A 16,414-nucleotide genomic window follows, 5' to 3' on the forward strand; every position below is an offset into this window, starting at 1 on the left:
GTTTTGAGTTCGGACATGAGTATCGTCGAGGCGGTCATCCTCGGCGCGGTCGAGGGTGTGACCGAGTTCCTCCCGGTGTCGAGCACCGGTCACCTGACGATCCTGGAGAACCTTTTCGGTCATCGGGTCGATGATCCGGCGATCACCGCGTTCACGGTGATCATTCAGTCGGGTGCGGTGCTGGCGACGATCCTGTTCCTGCGTAAGGACATCGCGCGGGTGGTGCCGGCGTTCCTGCGGGGGTTGTTCAACAAGGAGGCGCGGGAGCACGCGGATTTCCGTTTCGGGTGGGCGGTGCTGCTGGGTTCGATCCCGATCGTGATCGTGGCGTTGATCTTCAAGGATGACATCGAGACGACGCTGCGGAGTCTGTGGTTCGTGGCCGGGGCGTTGATCGTCTGGTCGGGGGTGATGGCGTTCGCTGATCACGCCGCCACGCAGGTCCGGCATGAGGAGGACGTGACGTGGAAGGACACGCTGATCATCGGTGTGGTGCAGTGCATGGCGCTGATTCCGGGGATCTCGCGGTCGGGGGCGACGATGTCGGCGGGTCTGCTGCGTGACTTCGACCGGGTGACGGTGACGAAGTTGTCGTTCTTCCTGTCGATTCCGGCGTTGACGGGTGCGTCGCTGCTGCAGGGTGTCGAGGAGTTCGACAACATCTCGACCGGTGTGGGCTGGACGAACACGATCGTGGCGACGGTGGTGAGTTTCGTGGTGGCGTACGCGTCGGTGACGTGGCTGCTGAAGTTCGTGGCGAAGCACTCGTACAGCATCTTCATCTTTTATCGGATCGCGTTGGGTTCGCTGCTGCTGGTGCTGTTGTCGACCGGCACGATCGACGCGAAGGGCGGGGTCTGAGCCTTCAGGTGAGGCGGGCGAGGAGTTTCTCGCCTTCGGGCCAGGGTCCGAAGCCGGATTTGGAGTCCAGGTGGCCGACGGGGCCGGCGTCGTGGAGTTCGGCGCCCCAGTCGTGGGCCAGCTGGACTCCGTCGTCGTAGGGGCAGTGCGGGTCGTTGCGGCTGATGACGGCGATGGCGGGGAACGGCAGCCGGCCGCGGGGTGCGTGGTCGTGGGCGGGTGGGGTGACCAGGAGCGCGCCGGTGACGGGGCCGGTGTGTTCGGCGGCCCAGAGGCAGACGGTCATGCAGCCGGCGCTGTGGGCGATGAGGATGGCGGGCTCGTCGGAGGCGGCGATGGCGGTGTGCAGGGCGTCGACGCGGTCCTCGGCGACGTAGGGCGGACCGGGCGGTTCGGGTGCCCAGGTGTAGTTGCGGTGGGCGCGGGCCCATTGCCGGGACCAGTGGTTGGGGAACGGTATGCCGCGGCCGGGTATGAGCAGGTATCGGGTCACCCGCGCGAGCGTAACGGTAATCGTGAATGCCTGACGTTGCTGCGGGTGTCGAATATCGTCGCAGGCGTGCCTGATCTGAAATTCGCTCATCCGCGGCTGGCGGCCGTTTATGACACGTTCGACGGTGACCGCGGTGATCTGGGGGCGTACGAGGAGATCGTCGCGGAGTCCGGGGCCGGCAGTGTGCTGGATGTCGGCTGCGGGACGGGTTGTCTGGCGTTGCGGCTGGCCGCGAAGGGTCTGCGGGTCACCGGGGTGGATCCGGCGGAGGCGTCGCTGCAGGTGGCGAAAGGCAAACCCGGCGGCGGTACGGTCGAGTGGCGCGCGGAGATCCCGTCGGGTGAGGTGTTCGACCTGGCGGTGATGACCGGCAACGTGGCGCAGGTGTTCCTCGGCGACGACGAGTGGGCGGCGGTGCTGCGTGACATTCACGCGGTGTTGCGTCCGGGTGGGTGGCTGGTGTTCGAGACGCGGCGGCCGGAGTACCGGGCGTGGGACGAGTGGGCGGCCCGCAGCGAGCCGGTCGTGCGCGAGGTGCCCGGTGTCGGCCTGGTGGAGCAGCGGTTCGAGTTGACGTCGGTGCGGTTGCCGCTGGTGTCGTTCCGGGACACGTACACGTTCGCGGACGGTGAGGTGCTGACGTCGGAGTCGACTCTGCGGTTCCGGGACCGTGACGAGCTGGACGCCGGTGTGACGGCTGCCGGGTTCCGGGTGGTCGAGGTGCGGCAGGCACCGGACCGGCCGGCGCGGGAGCGGGTGTTGCTGTGCGAGAAACCGTGAGCCCGGGCAGATTGTCTCCGGACCGCGGAAGCCTTTATGGGGCGCGTTCCCGCACGGAGTCGGAGACGCAACGTTCTGTCTCCGCCACGGGAATGGAGGGTGGCCGGCTTGTCACTGCCGGGTGTGGGGCACGGTTATCTCGAGCCGTTCGGGAGCCGGGAACTCGGCCGGCCGCTCGTCGATGGCGGCGTATTCGATGCCGCCGAGCTCACCGTCGAACGTGTAGAGGAACAGCGTGTCGTGGGTGCCGGTGACGGTGGCGTCCACGGCGACCGTCATGCGGCGCCCGGCGGCCTCGGTGAAGCCGATCGTGGGGCAGCCGCAGGGGCAGCCCTCAACCACCCGGACGAGGCCGGCCTGCGTGTGCAGGCCGTCAGCGTCGGCGGCGGCCAGCAGCGCGTCGAGGACGGCCCGTTCGCGGGGCGTGAGCGTGCGGGGGTCCACGCCTCACCAGTCCCCGGTCCAGCGCTGCTGTTGCAGGCCGGCGGCGGCGTACTCGTCGAATGCCTCTCCCCGGTCGACGCCGAGGTGGCGCAGCAGCACGTTGGCGGCCATGTCGCGGTGGTCGCCGGCGACGGTGTAGTGGTCTTCGGCCTCGCCGGGTGAGGTGGCGGTGAACAGCGGCCCCCACACGACGTCGCCGTGCTTCCAGGCCACGGCGGCCTGGAAGCCGCCGCTGCCGAAGAACTCGCTGTGCAGGTACGCGACGGTGCCGTGGTGTGAGTGCCGGCGGGCCCAGCCGGCGATCGGTGTGGTGAGCTCGTAGAACCCGTCGACGGGCGGGTCGCCTCTGTCGCCGCCGGTGACGGTGGCGATGACGTCGCCGGTCAGCGGCAGCAGCACGAGGCCGGCCGGCAGGGGCACGACCGGCAGGTGCGGGGTGTCGCCGTGGTCGGCGGCGTTCCACAGCAGCGCCCGGAGATCTGCAGCCATGGGCGCCAGCCTACGGCGGGCCGCTCTGGCGGCCGGCACCGCAGGCGTGTGAGCATGACGGGATGGCCGGTGATGCGGCCGGTGCCGGGTTCTTCGCGGGGCTGGCACAGGGGGAGAACGCGGTGCTGCCGCTGCTGGAGCCGTTCGCCGCGGCGGCGGGCCTGGATCAGGCCGCGCTCGACGCTCATGTGCCGCTGGCCGGTTGCCAGGCGTATCCGTCGTATGTGGCGTGGCTGGCGTTGAACGCCGAGCCTGGTGCGGCGGCGCTGGCATTGGCGGCGAACTTCGCGGCGTGGGGCGGCTACTGCGCGGGCCTGGCCGGTGGGCTGCGCGACCGGTATGGGTTCGACGATGTGGCGTGCGGGTTCCTGGATTTCTTCGCGGGGCCGGGTCCTGATCTGGACGCTCAGGCGGTCGCGGCGGCGCAGGCCGCGCTGGACCGTGGCGAGACCTTGGAGCGGGCGCGGGTGTACGGGCGGTTGCTGCACGAGTACGAGTCGACGTTCTGGCAGACGCTGGCGGGCCTCTAGGCCGGGCCGGCGGAGCCGGACGGGACACGCTGCGGAAGGCGTGCCGCCGGGCCGCTAGGTGAGGCCCGCGGTGCCGGACGGCGACGTGTCGCCGCGGCGGCGGGCGCGGAGGCGTTCGATGCGTTGCTCGCGTTCGTGGCGGCGTCTCTCGCGGCTGTCGCGGACGCGTTGCGGCGGGCGGCGGCTTCCGGTCAGATCATAACGGCGCAGATCACGGCGTACGCGCAACGCGGTCACCAGCGCGAGCAGGGTCAGTCCGGCCGCGGCGGTGAGCAGGGCGAGGCGTTGCAGGCGTGGCGGCGGTGCGGTTGTGCCGGGCGCGAACCAGCCGAGCGTGTCGCCGGCGGCGCTCAGATGGTAGGCGGCCGGTGCCGCGATGGTGGCGGCGACGGCCAGCAGGGCGGCCGCCGCGACGATCGGGGTGATCCAGCGTGCGGTGACGTCGAGTTCGTCTTCGCCGCGGAACCACAGCAGGATCGGCGCGGGTATCCCGAGCAGCATCGGCAGGCCCGCCAGCGTGACCGCCACGACCGAGCCCGATGCGGCGAGCATGCCTGTCGTACCCCAGGTGAGCAGGCAGACGAGCAGGGTCGCCAGCGACAGGGCGAGCTGTCGCCGGATCAGGCGGTTGCGTGGCACACCGATCATCCTGCCCCGCCCCCGCAACGTTCACCTCGGTGATGGGAGCGCTGCCACGGGTGACGGTGGAACCGTGGTGCGGGCCGCGCAGTCGAAGCGGGTATGCGGTTGATTCGAGTGGTTCTGCCGGTCGTGCTGTTCGCGCTGGCCGGGTGTGCCGGTGGCGGGGCACCGCCGCGCTATCTCAACCCGGCCGGGTCGTGCCCGGGTGTCGACGCCGCGGCCGAACGGTTGACCGATCGGCCGCTGCCCGCGGACTTCGTCGCGGTGTCCGCGGTGCTGTGCCACAGCGGGCTGCCGGGACTGCCGTCCGGGGCGCCGGCCGCGCAGCCGTCGGCGCGGCGGTCCACAGGACCGTTCGGCGACCTGCTCACGGCGCTGCGGGAGCCGCCGCCGGAGCCGCCGCGCGGGGAGTTTGCGTGTCCGGCGATGATGCAGGCGCCGATCGTGCTGGCGTTGACCGACGCGTCCGGGCGTACGGTGCTGCCGGCCCTTCCGGCTACCGCGTGCGGTTTCCGTACCCCGGCGGTCGACGCCGCCGTTCAGGCACTGACCTGGTCATGAGCCACGCGTGCCCGCTCCCCGCACCGGCTGGGACGTGCACGCGTGGCCGTACTGCTCAATGGTCTTCCAATGCGGCCTTGACCATCGCCAAAGCCGTCTCGGGCGGGACACCGAGAGCCCGGGTCCGCATCACGTAGGCGGCGGCCGCGCGCTGGGCCTGCCCGGACGTGCCGGTGGCCTTGGCGGTGACGACGGTGCCGTGCCGGCCGCGGGTCTCGACGAGGCCGGCCTGTTCGAGTTCGCGGTAGGCGCGGGCGACGGTGTTGACCGCCAGGCGCAGGTCACCGGCCAGCTGCCGGACCGGGGGCAGGCGGGTGCCGGCGGCCAGTTCCCCGTCGGCGGCGAGCGCGGCGATGCGTAGCCTGACCTGCTCGTACGGTGGGGTCGCCGAGGCGGGGTCGATGGTGATGTCCATCAGACCAGCTTGGGTGGGGTGTTACCGGCCGCGATGATGGCGCGCCGGATCGGCACGAGGGCCAGCAGCACGCCGCCGAGCAGGAAGAACACCACCAGGGAGACGATGCCGGCGCGGTAGGAGTTGGTGAGCTGGAAGATCAGGCCGAAGAACAGCGGGCCGAGCCAGCTGGTGCCCTTGTCGCTGATCTCGTAGAAGCCGTAGTACTCGCCTTCTTTGCCGGCGGGGATGAGCTGGGAGAACAGGCTGCGTGACAGGGCCTGGCTGCCGCCCATGACGATGCCGATGCCGGCGCCGAGCAGCATGAACGGGATCGGTTTGCCTTCGGGCAGGAAGAACGCGGCGACCACGACGGCGAGCCAGCCGCCGAGGGCGATGAGGATGGTCTTGCGGGCGCCGATGCGGGTGGCGAGGGCGCCGAGCAGCAGGGCGCCGCCGAAGGCGAGGAACTGCACGATCAGAATCGTCATGATCATGTCGGATTGCTGGAGGCCGAGTTCCTTGTCGCCGAACTGGCTGGCCAGGGCGATGACGGTCTGGATGCCGTCGTTGTAGATCAGGTACGCGCCGAGGAACGCCAGCGTCAGCGGGTAGGCGCGCATGCCTTTGATGGTGTGGCCGAGCTGTTTGAAGCCGTCGGTGAGCACGTTGCCGCCGGTGCCGGGTTCGCCCGAGGCGCCGCCGGGGTGTTCGCGTAGCCACAGCAGCGGCACGATGGTGAACGCCGCCCACCAGATGCCGGCCGACACGATCGAGGCGCGGGCCAGGTCCATGGTGCGCTGGGGGTTGCCGTCCTCGGACAGGCTGAGCACGGCGATCAGGTTGAGCAGCAGCAGGACACCGCCGCCGAGGTAGCCGATGGCCCAGCCGCGTGAGGAGATCTTGTCGCGTTCGTCGGGGCCGCCGAGCTGGGGCAGGAACGAGTTGTAGACGACGATCGCGGCGCCGAAGCTGATGTTGGCGATGATGAACAGCAGGCCGCCGAGCAGGTATCGGTCGCCGGTCACGAACGCCATGGCGACGGTGGCGGTGGCGCCGGTGAACGCGGCCCCGGCCAGCAGCGGTTTCTTGCGGGGGGCGCGGTCGGCGATGGCGCCCATCACGGGCAGCACGAACACGGTCAGCAGCACCGACAGCGACACCAGGTAGGCGTAGTAGGAGCCGGCCGCGACCGGGATGCCCAGCGGGTGCACGGTGCCGTCGCAGGTGTCGGCGTCGATGGCGCAGCCGGCGGCCTGTTCGGTGACGGTGGTCAGGAACGGGCCGAGGAACACCGTGATGACGGTGGTGGAGAAGGCCGAGTTCGCCCAGTCGTAGAAGTACCAGCCGGTGCGTTCCCGCTTACTCGCGAGAGGTGGGGTGCCGGTGACGGCCATCAAACGCGCTCCTGAATGTGGGTCGGTGCGCGGACATGATGTCACCTGCCAGGCGATAAGGGGAGACGTGGATCACTGTTCACCTTGCGTCCACCACTTGGCGAGCGCCGCGGTGGCCGGGTCGTCGGAGGCGGCGAGCACCGTCCACGGGTCGGCGCCTTCGGGGATGTCGATGCCGGCGTAGGCGGCCAGCTCGTCGGCGGTGACGTGTTCGACCGGCGGCAGGAAGCCGGTGGGGTCGGCGGTGCCGAGGGTGGTGGTGTCGATCCAGGGGAAACCGTCGACGGGTTCGGGCAGGTCCACGTCGAGGGCGGGCGGGAACGCGGTGTCGTCGGTGACCTGGTCGGCGAGGTCGGTGACGTCGGGCAGGTCGGGTACGTCGTCGGGCAGGTCCGGCAGGTCCAGGTCGGGCAGGTGCAGGTCCAGGCCGGCGTCGGCCAGCGGTGGCGGCAGGTGCACGTCGTCGGGCAGGTCGAAGTCGAAGTCGTCGGGGTCCCAGTGGTCGGTCATGTCAGCAGTCCTCCGTCGGTGGGCGCGGGAGTCAGGGAACGGGCTCGTAGCAGCGCCTCGCCGGCCTGCCGGAGCCGGGCGTCGGCGGCGTCGCGGTCGGCGGTCGCCGCGGCGCGGCGTTTCGCGCGGCCGGCCGCGTCCTCGGCGGCGGCCGCGTCGATCTCGGCGATCAGGGCGTCGAGTTCGCGGAGCCGTTTCTCGATCGCGTCGTCGAGGGCGACGGCGAGGGCGTACTGCAGGTCGGTGAAGCGGCTGCTGATCTCGTCGGTCAGCGCGGCGCGGGCCTCGGCGAGCACGTCACGCAGCCAGGTGTGGGCGTGCCGGCGGTCGGTGTGCACGCGGCGGCGCCAGATGACGTAGCCGCCGGCGGCCAGGCCGAGGCCGATGCCGGCGACCGGGATCAGCAGCCCGGCGCCGGCGATGCCGAGCGCGGAGACGCCGAGCATCGCGCCGCGGCCGGCGATCAGGGCGACACCGCCGGCGGACAGGGCGATGAGCATGTTGTCGCCGGAGCCGTCGCGGGGCGGGCCGGCGGTCAGCTGGTGGCGCAGGGTCGCCGAGACCAGGGCGGGGTCGAACGTGTCGGCGAGCACCTTCTCGGCGACGTCGCGGTAGGTGTCCTCCAGCACGGCCGACAGTTGCGCGGCGACGGCCTGCAGCTGGGTGTCGAGGTCGTCGGGCAGTGCGGTGAGCGCGTCGCCGCGGGCGGCGTCGATGCGGCGGGCGTAGTCGTGCTGGACCTCGGTGATCCGGGTCCGCAGCCGGCCGACGACGGCGACGCGGGCGTGCTGGATCTCGGTGTTCAACCTCAACGTCCACTGCCGGGATTCGGTACGTTTCCGCGCGGCCAGGGCGGCGCGTTCGGCGCGGGTCGCGGCCTGGGCGGCGGCGTCGGCGGCGGACGCCTCGACCCGCTGCCCGGCGGCGTCGCGCAGCCGGGTCAGGTCGCGGTGGGCGGCGCGCAGCACGTTGGCCAGGCGCAGCTGGTGGCCGCGGCCGGCGAGTTCGACCAGGGCGTGCTGCAGTGCCGGCACCCGGGACTCGGCGGCGAGGGTGTCGCGGGTCGCGGGGCCGGCGGTCAGGGCGAGTTCGGCGAGCCGGGACGACACCGGGTACCAGGGTGCGGCCGCGAAGCGGGGGGCGTGGGCCTGCAGCAGGGCCCGGTTGTCCTCGGCGATGGTGCGCCACTGCCCGAAGGCGTCGATCTTGGTGAGGGCGAACACGACGGCGTCGACGCGTTCGGTGGCGGCGGCCAGGAAGTCGAGTTCCGGCTGCGACAGCGGCGCGGACGCGTCGGCGACGAACAGCAGGGCCGTGCCGCGGCGCACCGCGTCGAGGGCGATGGTGGCGTGCACCGGGTCCAGGCCGCCGGCGCCGGGGGTGTCGAGCAGGGTCAGGTACTGCAGCAGCGGCGCCGGGTGGGTGACCTCGATGCGGCGGGCCCGCTGCCGGCCGCGGGCCCACTGCTGCAGGTCGTCGACGGGCACCTCCTCGCCGCCGGGCAGCCAGGCGGTGGCCGCGAACGCGGGACCGGGGGTGAAGTGCAGGTAGGCGGCGGTGGTGACGGCGGCGTCGACCGGTGACAGGCCGGGCACCCCGAGCAGGGCGTTGATCAGGGAACTCTTGCCGCGTTTGGTTTCGCCGACGACGACCACGCCGGGCCGGGTCAGGTGCGCGCGGCGCAGCTCGGCCAGGTCGGCGGCGGCGTCCGGGTCGGCGGTACGCAGGTAGGACATGGTGTCGCGTACGGCGGAGTCCAGCACGGTGGTCAGGTCCTGCACCGGCGCACCTCCTGGGCGAGCAGATGGAAGCCGCGGTGGGCGACGTGGGCGATGCGGGCCTGGGCGGGCCCGGCGCCGTCGACGGCGTAGGCGCGCCAGCGGCCGGCCGCGGCGACCGCCGCCGACGCCAGCGCGGCCGGGTCGGCTGCGGGCAGCGAGAGGATCCAGCGTGGATCGTCGGAGGTGGCCAGCCGGATCAGCTCCTGCTCCCAGCCGGCGGGTAGCGGCACGGTGCCGGTCGCGGCGCGCTGCGCGGCGTCGAGCAGCCGCAGCCGGTGGTAGGCCGGATCACGCAGCGCGCCTTCGATCGCGTCGCGTACGACGCTGCGGGAACGCTGGTCGAGGGAGGCGAGGCGTTCCAGGCGGGTCAGTGCCCAGCCGGCTTTGATGGCGTCGGAGCGCCAGCGGAACGTCTGGTCGACGGTGGCGGTCAGCCGGGCCAGCCCGGACGCCGCCGACAGCCGGCGTACCAGTTCGCCGGTGCCCAGCCGCGGGTCGGCGGCCAGTTGCGCGCAGGCGAAGCCGATGCCGTACAGGTCGAGGCGGGTCAGCAGCCGTTCGCGCTGGCCGGCGCCGAGCGGGGCGGGCCGGGTGCGGAACAGGTCGGCCGACAGCAGCAGCAGCTGCAGGTCGGCGGGAGCCATGGCGGCGAGTGTGGCGAGGGCGTCGCGGTCGGCGCCGGTCAGCCGGCCGGCCTCGGCGGTCTCGGCCAGCAGGGCGGCGACCGGCACGACGTCACCGACGGTACGGGCCAGCAGGGCCGCCTGCTGCCGGGCCAGGGGCTCGGCCACCGGCCACGGGTCGCCGGCTCCGCCGGTGAGGGTGTCGATGCGGCCCAGCACGCCGATGGCGTTGATCGGGCTGGTCGCCAGCCGCGCCGAGGCGACGTGGAAGGCCTCCAGGGCGCGCACGTCGTCGGCGCGCACGGCCTGGGTGAACACGTAGACGACCGCTTCCGCGGCGGTGATCTCCCCGGCGGAGTCGTCGTCGATGCCGACGGCCTGTTCGGCGCGGGCGCTGCCGGCGGTGTCGGTCGAGGCCAGGCCGGGGGTGTCGACGACGGTCAGGTCCCGCAGCCGGTCACTGGTCAGGGCGACGTCGACGTAGGCGATACGGGCCGCGGGCACACCGAGGCGGGCCGGGACCATGCCGTCCTCGTCCAGCGGCAGGCTGCGCCGGTCACCGTCGCGGGTGACCACGTCGATGCGGTCGGCGGGCCCGTAACGGAACCGGGTGACCACGCGGGTGCACTCGCCGGCCGCCGTGGGGGCGACACGACGGCCGATCATGGCGTTGACTAGTGTCGACTTTCCGGCTTTCAGACGGCCCGCGATCGCCACCCGTAACGGATCGTGAAGGCGATTACTGATCCGCCGGACCTGTTGACCAGCATCGGAGGAAACCCGGGTGACGATCTCGTGACACAGAGTCGCGATGCCGGAGGTGAGTGGGCCGGTCACATCGACTCGTCAGCGCAGCACACCGTCGGCGACAATGTGCGTATCGCGGCAGTCGGCGTCACGGAAAGGCCCTCCTGTTGGTCACCGCAGTTTCGCAGTAGAGCCTACGGACGCATCCGCCGCGACCGGGATCCCGATATCGTGCCAGTGAAGGGGGAGCGCAGGTGACGGACGAGCCAGAACAGGCCGCCCGCACCGCGTTGCGCCACGGACCCGCCCTCGTCGTGCTCACCGGCCCGCCCGGCTGCGGCCGCAGCACCCTGCTGCGCCGCATCGCCGCCGCCGTCGGTGGCCCCGCCCACCTCGGCGGTGGCCTGGCCATGCTGTCGAACGTCCCGGCCCTCGCGTTGTCGCGGGCCGTGCGCGCCCGGCTGCCCGCCGACGACGTGCCGCTGCTGGCCGAAGCCGTGCGCTCCCGCGTGCGCAGCGGGCTGCTGGTGCTCGACGACCTGCAGCACGCCGACCCGGCCACCCTGGCCGCACTGCCGCATCTGGCCCGCACCTGCCGGGTCCTGGTCGCGCTGCGCACCCCGCACCGGCTCAGCGACGCGCTGGCCGACGTCCTGCGGCAGGCCGCGACCGTGTGGCTGCCCGTGCCGCCGCTGACCGGCGAGCAGGCGAGCACCCTGGCCCGGCAGACCGCCGGCGGTCTCAGCGACGCCACCGCCGCCGCGGTCGCCGCCCGCGCCGGCGGCAACCCCCTGGCCGTCATCGCCCTGGCCCGGCAGGCCGCCTCCGGCCGCGCCCCGATCGGCGAGGACATCGACCAGGTCGCCTACGCCATCGCCGCCGCCCTGGCCGACCTGTCGCGCCCGGCACGGACCGCGCTGGCCGCGCTCGGCCTGCTCGGCCGGCCCGCCGTCCCGGCACTGCTGGGCACCGGCGCCGCCGAGCTGCTGGCCGCCGGCCTGGTCACCGCCGAAGCCGGCGGCTCACTGCTGCCGGTGTCGGCGTACGTCGCCGAGACCGCCGCCGGCCTGCTCGACACCGACGCCCGCGCCGACCTGCACGGCCGGCTCGCCGAACTCACCCCACCGGCCGAAGCCGCACGGCACCTGGCCGCCGCCGGCGACACCGCCGGCGCGTACCGCAAGGCGCTGGCCGCCGCCGACCGGGCCGCCGGCGCCGAACGTGCCGCGCTGCTGCTGTTCGCCTGCGGCCTGCCGGCCGCCGTCGACCCGCGCGTGCGGCTGGCCGCCGCCGACGCCGCCCTGGCCACCGGCCGCGCCGCCGACGCCGCCGACGTGCTGCGCCCGCTGGCCGCCACCGCGGCCGTGGCCCCCGGCGCCGCCGCCGACCCGCTCGCCCTGGAAGCGGCTGTGCTGCGCGGCGAGGCCCTGCTGCAGGCCGGCGACCCGGCCGCCGCCCGCGACAGCGTGCGCCCGGTACCCGACACCGCCACGGCGAGCGTCGTGGCCGCCCGTGACCGGGTCGTGCTGCTGTGCGCGCTGGCCAGCGAACCGATGGGCGCCCTCGAACTCGCCGACAAGATCGCCGTACGGCATCCGCAGCCGACCCCCGGCATCCTCGCCGCGCTGGCCGCGGTCCGCGCCACGCACCGGCTACCCGGCTGGGACAGCGCCCTGCAGGCCGCCGCCGGCACCGGTGACCCGCTGATCGCCCGCTGGTCGGCGTGGCTGCTCGTCGAACACCTCGGCGCCGAAGGCCGGCTCGTCGACGCCGCCGCGGCCGCCCTGCACGCCGCCACCGCCGCCGGCGACGCGCTCGCGTACGGCTGGCAGACCCGGTTCCTGGCCGTCGCCGACTGGGCGCTGGCGCTGCACGGCCCCGACTTCCCGCCCGAACTGTCCTGGGACGGCACCGACGGGGTGCTGCGCCGCGCCGCGAACCTCACCGACCGGGCCCTGCCCGACCAGGCCCGCGCCTACGCCACCGCCGCGACCGCCCTGATCGAGGCCGACACCGGGCTGCTCGCCGCCGCCCGCGCCCGGCTGCAGACCGCCCCCGCCCACCCGGCCGCCGCCTGGGTCGCCCGCGAGGCCGCCTGGCTCGACGGGCAACCCGACCGGGCCACCGCAGCCCCCGCCGACGCCGGGTTCGGGCTGCTCGCCGGCCTGCACGCCATCACCGCCCGCTGGGCCGCCTACGACCTGGGCCTGCCCGGCAACACCGCCATCCCCGTCGACCTGCCCGTACCCGCCCGGCGCACCCTCACCGCCTGGGCCGTCGGCGCCGGCCTCGACACCGCCGCCGACAGCTGGCAGCCGGTCGCCCTGCGCGAACAGGTCCGCTGCCTGATCGCCGCCGGCCTGACCAGCGGCGACCGTGACGCCGCCGTCACCGCCCTGCTGCGCGCCGAACAACTCGCCGACACCGCCGGGCTCACCGTCCTGGCCGGCCGGGCCCGGCGCGGCCTGCGCCGCCACCAGATCCAGCGCGACACCCGCAGCCCCCGTTCCGACGGCCGGCTCACCCGCCGCGAACTGGACGTGCTGCGCCTGGTCGCCGCCGGCGAACCGACCCGCCGCATCGCCGGGCAGCTCGGCATCAGCGCCGAAACCGTCGACACCCACATCCGCGCGAGCATGCGCAAACTCGGAGCACGCACCCGGACCGAGGCCGCCGCACTGGCCTTCGCCACCACCCCGGCGAGACCCGAACCCTTCGACACCCACGAGGATGGCCGGTGATACGACAGCCCGACGACGCTCCACGCCACGTAGTAGCCACCACGTCCGAGGCCGAGACCGTCCTGCGGCGGCTGGCCCGCGATGGCTGGACCGCCCGGGCCGGATTCGCCCTGCCCGACCCCTCCTGGGACGTCGGCGCCGCCCACCTGGTGCTGCACGGCCGTATCGGCGACGACGACCTCGAATCCGCGCAACTCGCCGTCCTCGCCGCGGCCCGCGGCGCCGGCATCGTCGCCGTCTGCGACCCCGAATCGGGCGCCGGGCGTGCCCTGATCGACGACCTGTCACGCCTGGGCCCGGTACACCGCGGCATCGACGGCTCCGACCTGATCGCCAACCTCATCCCCGAACAACGGGCCCTGCTCGACCGGCTCGCCGCCGGCGACACCATCGCCGCCGCCGCGGCCGCCGAATTCCTGTCCCTGCGCACCGCCAACCGCCGCATCGCCGAGGCCCGAGCCCTTTTCGGGGTACGCACCACGCGCGAAGCCGTCCTGGCCTACCTGCGCCAGCGGCAGCGCTCACCCGAGTAACGACATCAGCGCGCCGGGCCCTCGTCGCGCACCAGCAACAGCCCCGCCGCCCTCCGCCGATGCCCCCGCGGACCGCCCCCGCCGGCCGGATTCGCAGGCCCGGCACCACCGCGCGCCCTACGCCGAACGGTGCACGCCCGTACTCCCCGGGCGCAGCCGGCAGTGACGCCACCGGGACGACGCGTGCCGTACCGCCTTCTCCCTAACGTCGGGCCGACCGACAACGAGGAGGCCCCGATGCGCACCCCGATCGAACGCCGCAGCACCCTGGTTCTCGCCGCCCTCGGCGGGTACGTGCTGTTCACCGGCGCCGCCGACCTGGCCAACCCCGGCTGGAGCCCGGTGGAGACGATGGTCAGCCACTATGTGCACGCCCGGGCCGGCCGGCTGATCCCGGCCGGGCTGCTCAGCCTCGCCGCCGCCACCGCACTGCTGCTGACCCTGCTGACCCGGACCGCCGCCGGCACCCGGACCGGGCGGTGGCTGCTCGGCGCCTTCACGGCCGCGCTGGTCACCGGCGCGGTGTTCCCGGCCGACCCGTACGGCCGGTGGGATCAGCCGCCGACGGTCCCCGGGATGCTGCACGGCACCGCCGCGATGGTCGCGTTCCTGACCCTGCCGGTCGCGGCGATCCTGCTCACCCGCACCTGGCGGCGCGACCCGCGATGGCAGCCGGTCACCCGGGCGCTGACCGTCACCGCGGCGCTGAGCGCCGTCACCTGCGCGGTGCTGGCGGTGCTGTTCGCCGACGTCACCGACGGCCCGTCGCTGACCGTCGGCGCGTACGAGAGCCTGATCGGCCTGGCCGAACGCCTGACCCTGTGGAGCTTCGTCGCGTGGCTCGCCGCCGCCGCGGCCGGACTGCCACGGCTGGCCCGGCAGCCCACCGGCGAGCACGTCACCCGGTGACGTCCACGCCGGACGCTCGCGGCTGCCAGGATGGGCTCATGCCATCGGTCGTGTTCCTCAACGGCGCGTCCTGCGCGGGCAAGACCACCCTCGGGCGTGCCCTGCAGGACCTGACCGCGCAGCCGTACCTGCTGCTGGGCCTGGACACCTGCTTCGCGATGGTGCCCGACCGGTGGGCCGGCGGCCCGCGCGGCGAGTTGCGGCACCTCGGGTTCGCCTACGACCGGCTCAGCGACGACGGCGGCCATGCGATGCTGCGCATCACCTACGGCAGTGACGGGCTGCGGATGATGGCCGGCTTCCACCGGGCCGTCGCCGCGCTGCTCACCGCCGGGAACCCGGTCATCGTCGACGAGATGCTGCTCGGCGCCGACGTGCGCGACGACTGGCTGACGGTGCTGCGGCCGTGGCGGCCGCTGCTGGTCGGCGTGTTCTGCGACGACGACGAACTCGCCCGCCGTGAACACGCCCGCGGCAACCGGCCGGGCCTGGCCCGCTGGTCGGCCCGGCACGCCCACCACGGCATGAGCTACGACGTGAGCATCGACACCACGACCACGGGCCCGGCCGCCGCCGCCGAGCGGGTCGCCGCCCACCTGCCCGCCGGCGGCTGATACCCCCGCACGCGGCTCCGCCGTCACGGCGCGGCGCGTCATGGCCTCGAACCGGCGGGGCGGGCAGCCCGGGCCGGGACGGTGCGGCCCAGCCGGGCCAGCGGCGACACCAGCATGATCGCGGGGGAGAGCATCATCCCGGCCGTGCAGATCAGCAGCGCGGCCCGCAGCGTCCACCGGTCGGCGAGCAGCCCGCCGAACAGCGACCCGAACGGTGTCAGCCCCATCCCGGCGAACATGATCGTCGCGGCGACCCGGCCCTGCAACGCGTCCGGCGTCAGCGCCTGCCGTACCGCGATGACGGTGACGTTGACCAGCTGCCCGAACGTGCCGGACACCAGGTTCACCGCGACCAGGGCGGCCAGGGTGCCCGCCGACGAGCCGTGCAGGGCGGGCACCGCCAGCATGGCGCCGTTGCCGATCACCGCCGCGCCGACCAGCACCGGGCCGTGCCCGAGACGCCGCGGCAGGCGCGCCGCCAGCAGCGACCCGGCCAGCGCTCCCGGGCCCACCGCGGCCAGGGTCAGGCCGATCGCGGTGGCCGACAGGCCCAGTTCCCGCGGCAGGAACAGCAGGTAGCCGGTCATCGTGGCGGCCAGGAAGAACTGGAACGCCCCCGACGCCGCGCAGATGGCCCGCAACGCGCCGTCGCCGGCCACGAACCGCAGCCCGGCCCGGATGTGCGGCCGTACCGCCGGTGCCGGCGGTGCCGCCTCCCGGATCGGTGCGATCGCCGCCAGCGACGCCAGGAACGCGACCGCGACCGCGGCCGGGGCGAACGGCAGCGACGCCACCGCCCCGCCGACGGCCGGCCCGGCGATCTGCGCCGCCGACCGGCTCGCCTCGATCGCGCTGCCGGCCGGCAGCAGCAGGTCCCGCTCGACCAGCCGGGTCAGTGACGCCTGATAGGCGATGTCGAAGAACACCGACAACGCCCCGACCACGACGGTGACGGCCAGCAGCGCCGGCAGGCCCAGAGTGCCCGACACCGCGGCGGCACCGGTCACTGCCAGGGCCACGGCACGGCCCAGATCGGAGCAGACCATGACGGTACGGGTACGCCACCGGTCCACCCACACACCGGCGAACAGCGCGAGCAGCAGCTGCGGGGCCTGCCCGGCGGCCCGTAGCAGCCCCAGCTGGTCGGCGCCGGCGTCGAGGGTGAGCACCGCCAGCAGCGGCAGGATGGTCAGCGCGGTGTGTTCACCGAGCTGGGAGACGGTCTGACCGGCCCAGAGAAGACGAAAATCGGTACGGCGCCACAATCCCGGCACGCGGACTCCTCGAACAGTTGCGGACACGACGAAGCTCGTGGTGCCGCACGGTTCGAAGGCGGCACGCTCAGGGCGTGCCGGGCTGACCGGG

At 73.7% G+C, this 16,414-nt stretch carries 18 protein-coding genes; 8 read left to right on the plus strand and 10 right to left on the minus strand.

The window, feature by feature from the left end; all coding sequences use genetic code 11:
- Nucleotides 1-15: 15 nt before the first annotated feature.
- A complete protein-coding gene (locus tag CLV67_RS12015; protein WP_106317501.1) occupies nucleotides 16-861 on the plus strand; it encodes an undecaprenyl-diphosphate phosphatase in 846 nt (281 codons plus the stop codon).
- A 4-nt stretch (nucleotides 862-865) separates the two neighbouring features.
- Here the strand turns inward: CLV67_RS12015 and CLV67_RS12020 are convergent, their stop codons facing one another.
- Nucleotides 866-1,354: an RBBP9/YdeN family alpha/beta hydrolase gene (locus CLV67_RS12020; protein ID WP_170153815.1), complete on the minus strand. Its 489-nt coding sequence runs from the start codon at nucleotides 1,352-1,354 to the stop codon at nucleotides 866-868.
- A gap of 66 nt (nucleotides 1,355-1,420) precedes the next feature.
- Here CLV67_RS12020 and CLV67_RS12025 point away from each other — a divergent pair, with 66 nt between their 5' ends.
- Entirely contained in the window at nucleotides 1,421-2,134 is a 714-nt protein-coding gene (locus CLV67_RS12025; RefSeq protein WP_106317505.1) for a class I SAM-dependent methyltransferase, read from the plus strand.
- Between the two features lie 111 nt (nucleotides 2,135-2,245).
- Here CLV67_RS12025 and CLV67_RS12030 read toward each other — a convergent pair whose 3' ends face one another.
- Both CLV67_RS12030 and CLV67_RS12035 read right to left on the minus strand, forming a co-directional pair.
- Nucleotides 2,246-2,578, minus strand: a complete 333-nt coding sequence (locus CLV67_RS12030; RefSeq protein ID WP_106317507.1) for a hypothetical protein — start codon at nucleotides 2,576-2,578, stop codon at nucleotides 2,246-2,248.
- 3 nt (nucleotides 2,579-2,581) lie between these two features.
- On the minus strand, nucleotides 2,582-3,067 hold the full coding sequence (locus CLV67_RS12035) for a hypothetical protein (protein ID WP_106317509.1): 486 nt from the start codon (nucleotides 3,065-3,067) through the stop codon (nucleotides 2,582-2,584).
- Between the two features lie 62 nt (nucleotides 3,068-3,129).
- Here CLV67_RS12035 and CLV67_RS12040 point away from each other — a divergent pair, with 62 nt between their 5' ends.
- Nucleotides 3,130-3,597, plus strand: a complete 468-nt coding sequence (locus CLV67_RS12040; protein WP_106317511.1) for a transcriptional regulator — start codon at nucleotides 3,130-3,132, stop codon at nucleotides 3,595-3,597.
- Nucleotides 3,598-3,651: 54 nt separating this feature from the next.
- On the opposite strand, the gene CLV67_RS12045 is transcribed toward CLV67_RS12040, so the two are convergent.
- A complete protein-coding gene (locus tag CLV67_RS12045; RefSeq protein WP_146169064.1) occupies nucleotides 3,652-4,236 on the minus strand; it encodes a hypothetical protein in 585 nt (194 codons plus the stop codon).
- A gap of 102 nt (nucleotides 4,237-4,338) precedes the next feature.
- Here CLV67_RS12045 and CLV67_RS12050 point away from each other — a divergent pair, with 102 nt between their 5' ends.
- Entirely contained in the window at nucleotides 4,339-4,800 is a 462-nt protein-coding gene (locus CLV67_RS12050; RefSeq protein WP_146169065.1) for a hypothetical protein, read from the plus strand.
- Between the two features lie 55 nt (nucleotides 4,801-4,855).
- On the opposite strand, the gene CLV67_RS12055 is transcribed toward CLV67_RS12050, so the two are convergent.
- The 5 genes from CLV67_RS12055 to CLV67_RS12075 all read right to left on the minus strand — a co-directional run bounded on the left by CLV67_RS12055 (nucleotide 4,856) and on the right by CLV67_RS12075 (nucleotide 10,342).
- The gene (locus tag CLV67_RS12055) at nucleotides 4,856-5,215 is read right to left on the minus strand and encodes a GntR family transcriptional regulator (RefSeq protein WP_106317517.1); all 360 of its coding nucleotides are present in this window, start codon (nucleotides 5,213-5,215) and stop codon (nucleotides 4,856-4,858) included.
- On the minus strand, nucleotides 5,215-6,591 hold the full coding sequence (locus CLV67_RS12060; RefSeq protein ID WP_106318160.1) for an MFS transporter: 1,377 nt from the start codon (nucleotides 6,589-6,591) through the stop codon (nucleotides 5,215-5,217). The genes CLV67_RS12055 and CLV67_RS12060 overlap by 1 nt, the downstream gene beginning before the upstream one ends.
- A gap of 72 nt (nucleotides 6,592-6,663) precedes the next feature.
- Nucleotides 6,664-7,101, minus strand: coding sequence for a hypothetical protein (locus CLV67_RS12065; protein ID WP_106317519.1), 438 nt, complete (start codon nucleotides 7,099-7,101; stop codon nucleotides 6,664-6,666).
- Nucleotides 7,098-8,882, minus strand: coding sequence for a dynamin family protein (locus CLV67_RS12070; protein ID WP_106317521.1), 1,785 nt, complete (start codon nucleotides 8,880-8,882; stop codon nucleotides 7,098-7,100). The genes CLV67_RS12065 and CLV67_RS12070 overlap by 4 nt, the downstream gene beginning before the upstream one ends.
- Nucleotides 8,870-10,342: a dynamin family protein gene (locus CLV67_RS12075; protein WP_106317523.1), complete on the minus strand. Its 1,473-nt coding sequence runs from the start codon at nucleotides 10,340-10,342 to the stop codon at nucleotides 8,870-8,872. The genes CLV67_RS12070 and CLV67_RS12075 overlap by 13 nt, the downstream gene beginning before the upstream one ends.
- A 164-nt stretch (nucleotides 10,343-10,506) precedes the next feature.
- Here CLV67_RS12075 and CLV67_RS54200 point away from each other — a divergent pair, with 164 nt between their 5' ends.
- From CLV67_RS54200 to CLV67_RS12095, 4 genes are all read left to right on the plus strand, one after another.
- Nucleotides 10,507-12,993 carry a LuxR C-terminal-related transcriptional regulator gene (locus CLV67_RS54200; protein ID WP_106317525.1) on the plus strand — a complete coding sequence of 829 codons (2,487 nt, stop codon included), beginning with the start codon at nucleotides 10,507-10,509 and terminating at the stop codon, nucleotides 12,991-12,993.
- Nucleotides 12,990-13,526, plus strand: a complete 537-nt coding sequence (locus tag CLV67_RS12085; RefSeq protein ID WP_239166069.1) for a LuxR family transcriptional regulator — start codon at nucleotides 12,990-12,992, stop codon at nucleotides 13,524-13,526. The genes CLV67_RS54200 and CLV67_RS12085 overlap by 4 nt, the downstream gene beginning before the upstream one ends.
- Before the next feature lie 237 nt (nucleotides 13,527-13,763).
- Entirely contained in the window at nucleotides 13,764-14,435 is a 672-nt protein-coding gene (locus tag CLV67_RS12090) for a DUF998 domain-containing protein (protein ID WP_146169066.1), read from the plus strand.
- A 38-nt stretch (nucleotides 14,436-14,473) separates the two neighbouring features.
- Nucleotides 14,474-15,049: a phosphotransferase-like protein gene (locus tag CLV67_RS12095; protein ID WP_106317529.1), complete on the plus strand. Its 576-nt coding sequence runs from the start codon at nucleotides 14,474-14,476 to the stop codon at nucleotides 15,047-15,049.
- Between the two features lie 38 nt (nucleotides 15,050-15,087).
- Here the strand turns inward: CLV67_RS12095 and CLV67_RS12100 are convergent, their stop codons facing one another.
- Nucleotides 15,088-16,323: an MFS transporter gene (locus CLV67_RS12100; RefSeq protein WP_239166070.1), complete on the minus strand. Its 1,236-nt coding sequence runs from the start codon at nucleotides 16,321-16,323 to the stop codon at nucleotides 15,088-15,090.
- Nucleotides 16,324-16,414 lie beyond the last annotated feature (91 nt).

Origin of the sequence: Actinoplanes italicus (assembly GCF_003001815.1) — a bacterium.
GTDB lineage: Bacteria > Actinomycetota > Actinomycetes > Mycobacteriales > Micromonosporaceae > Actinoplanes > Actinoplanes italicus.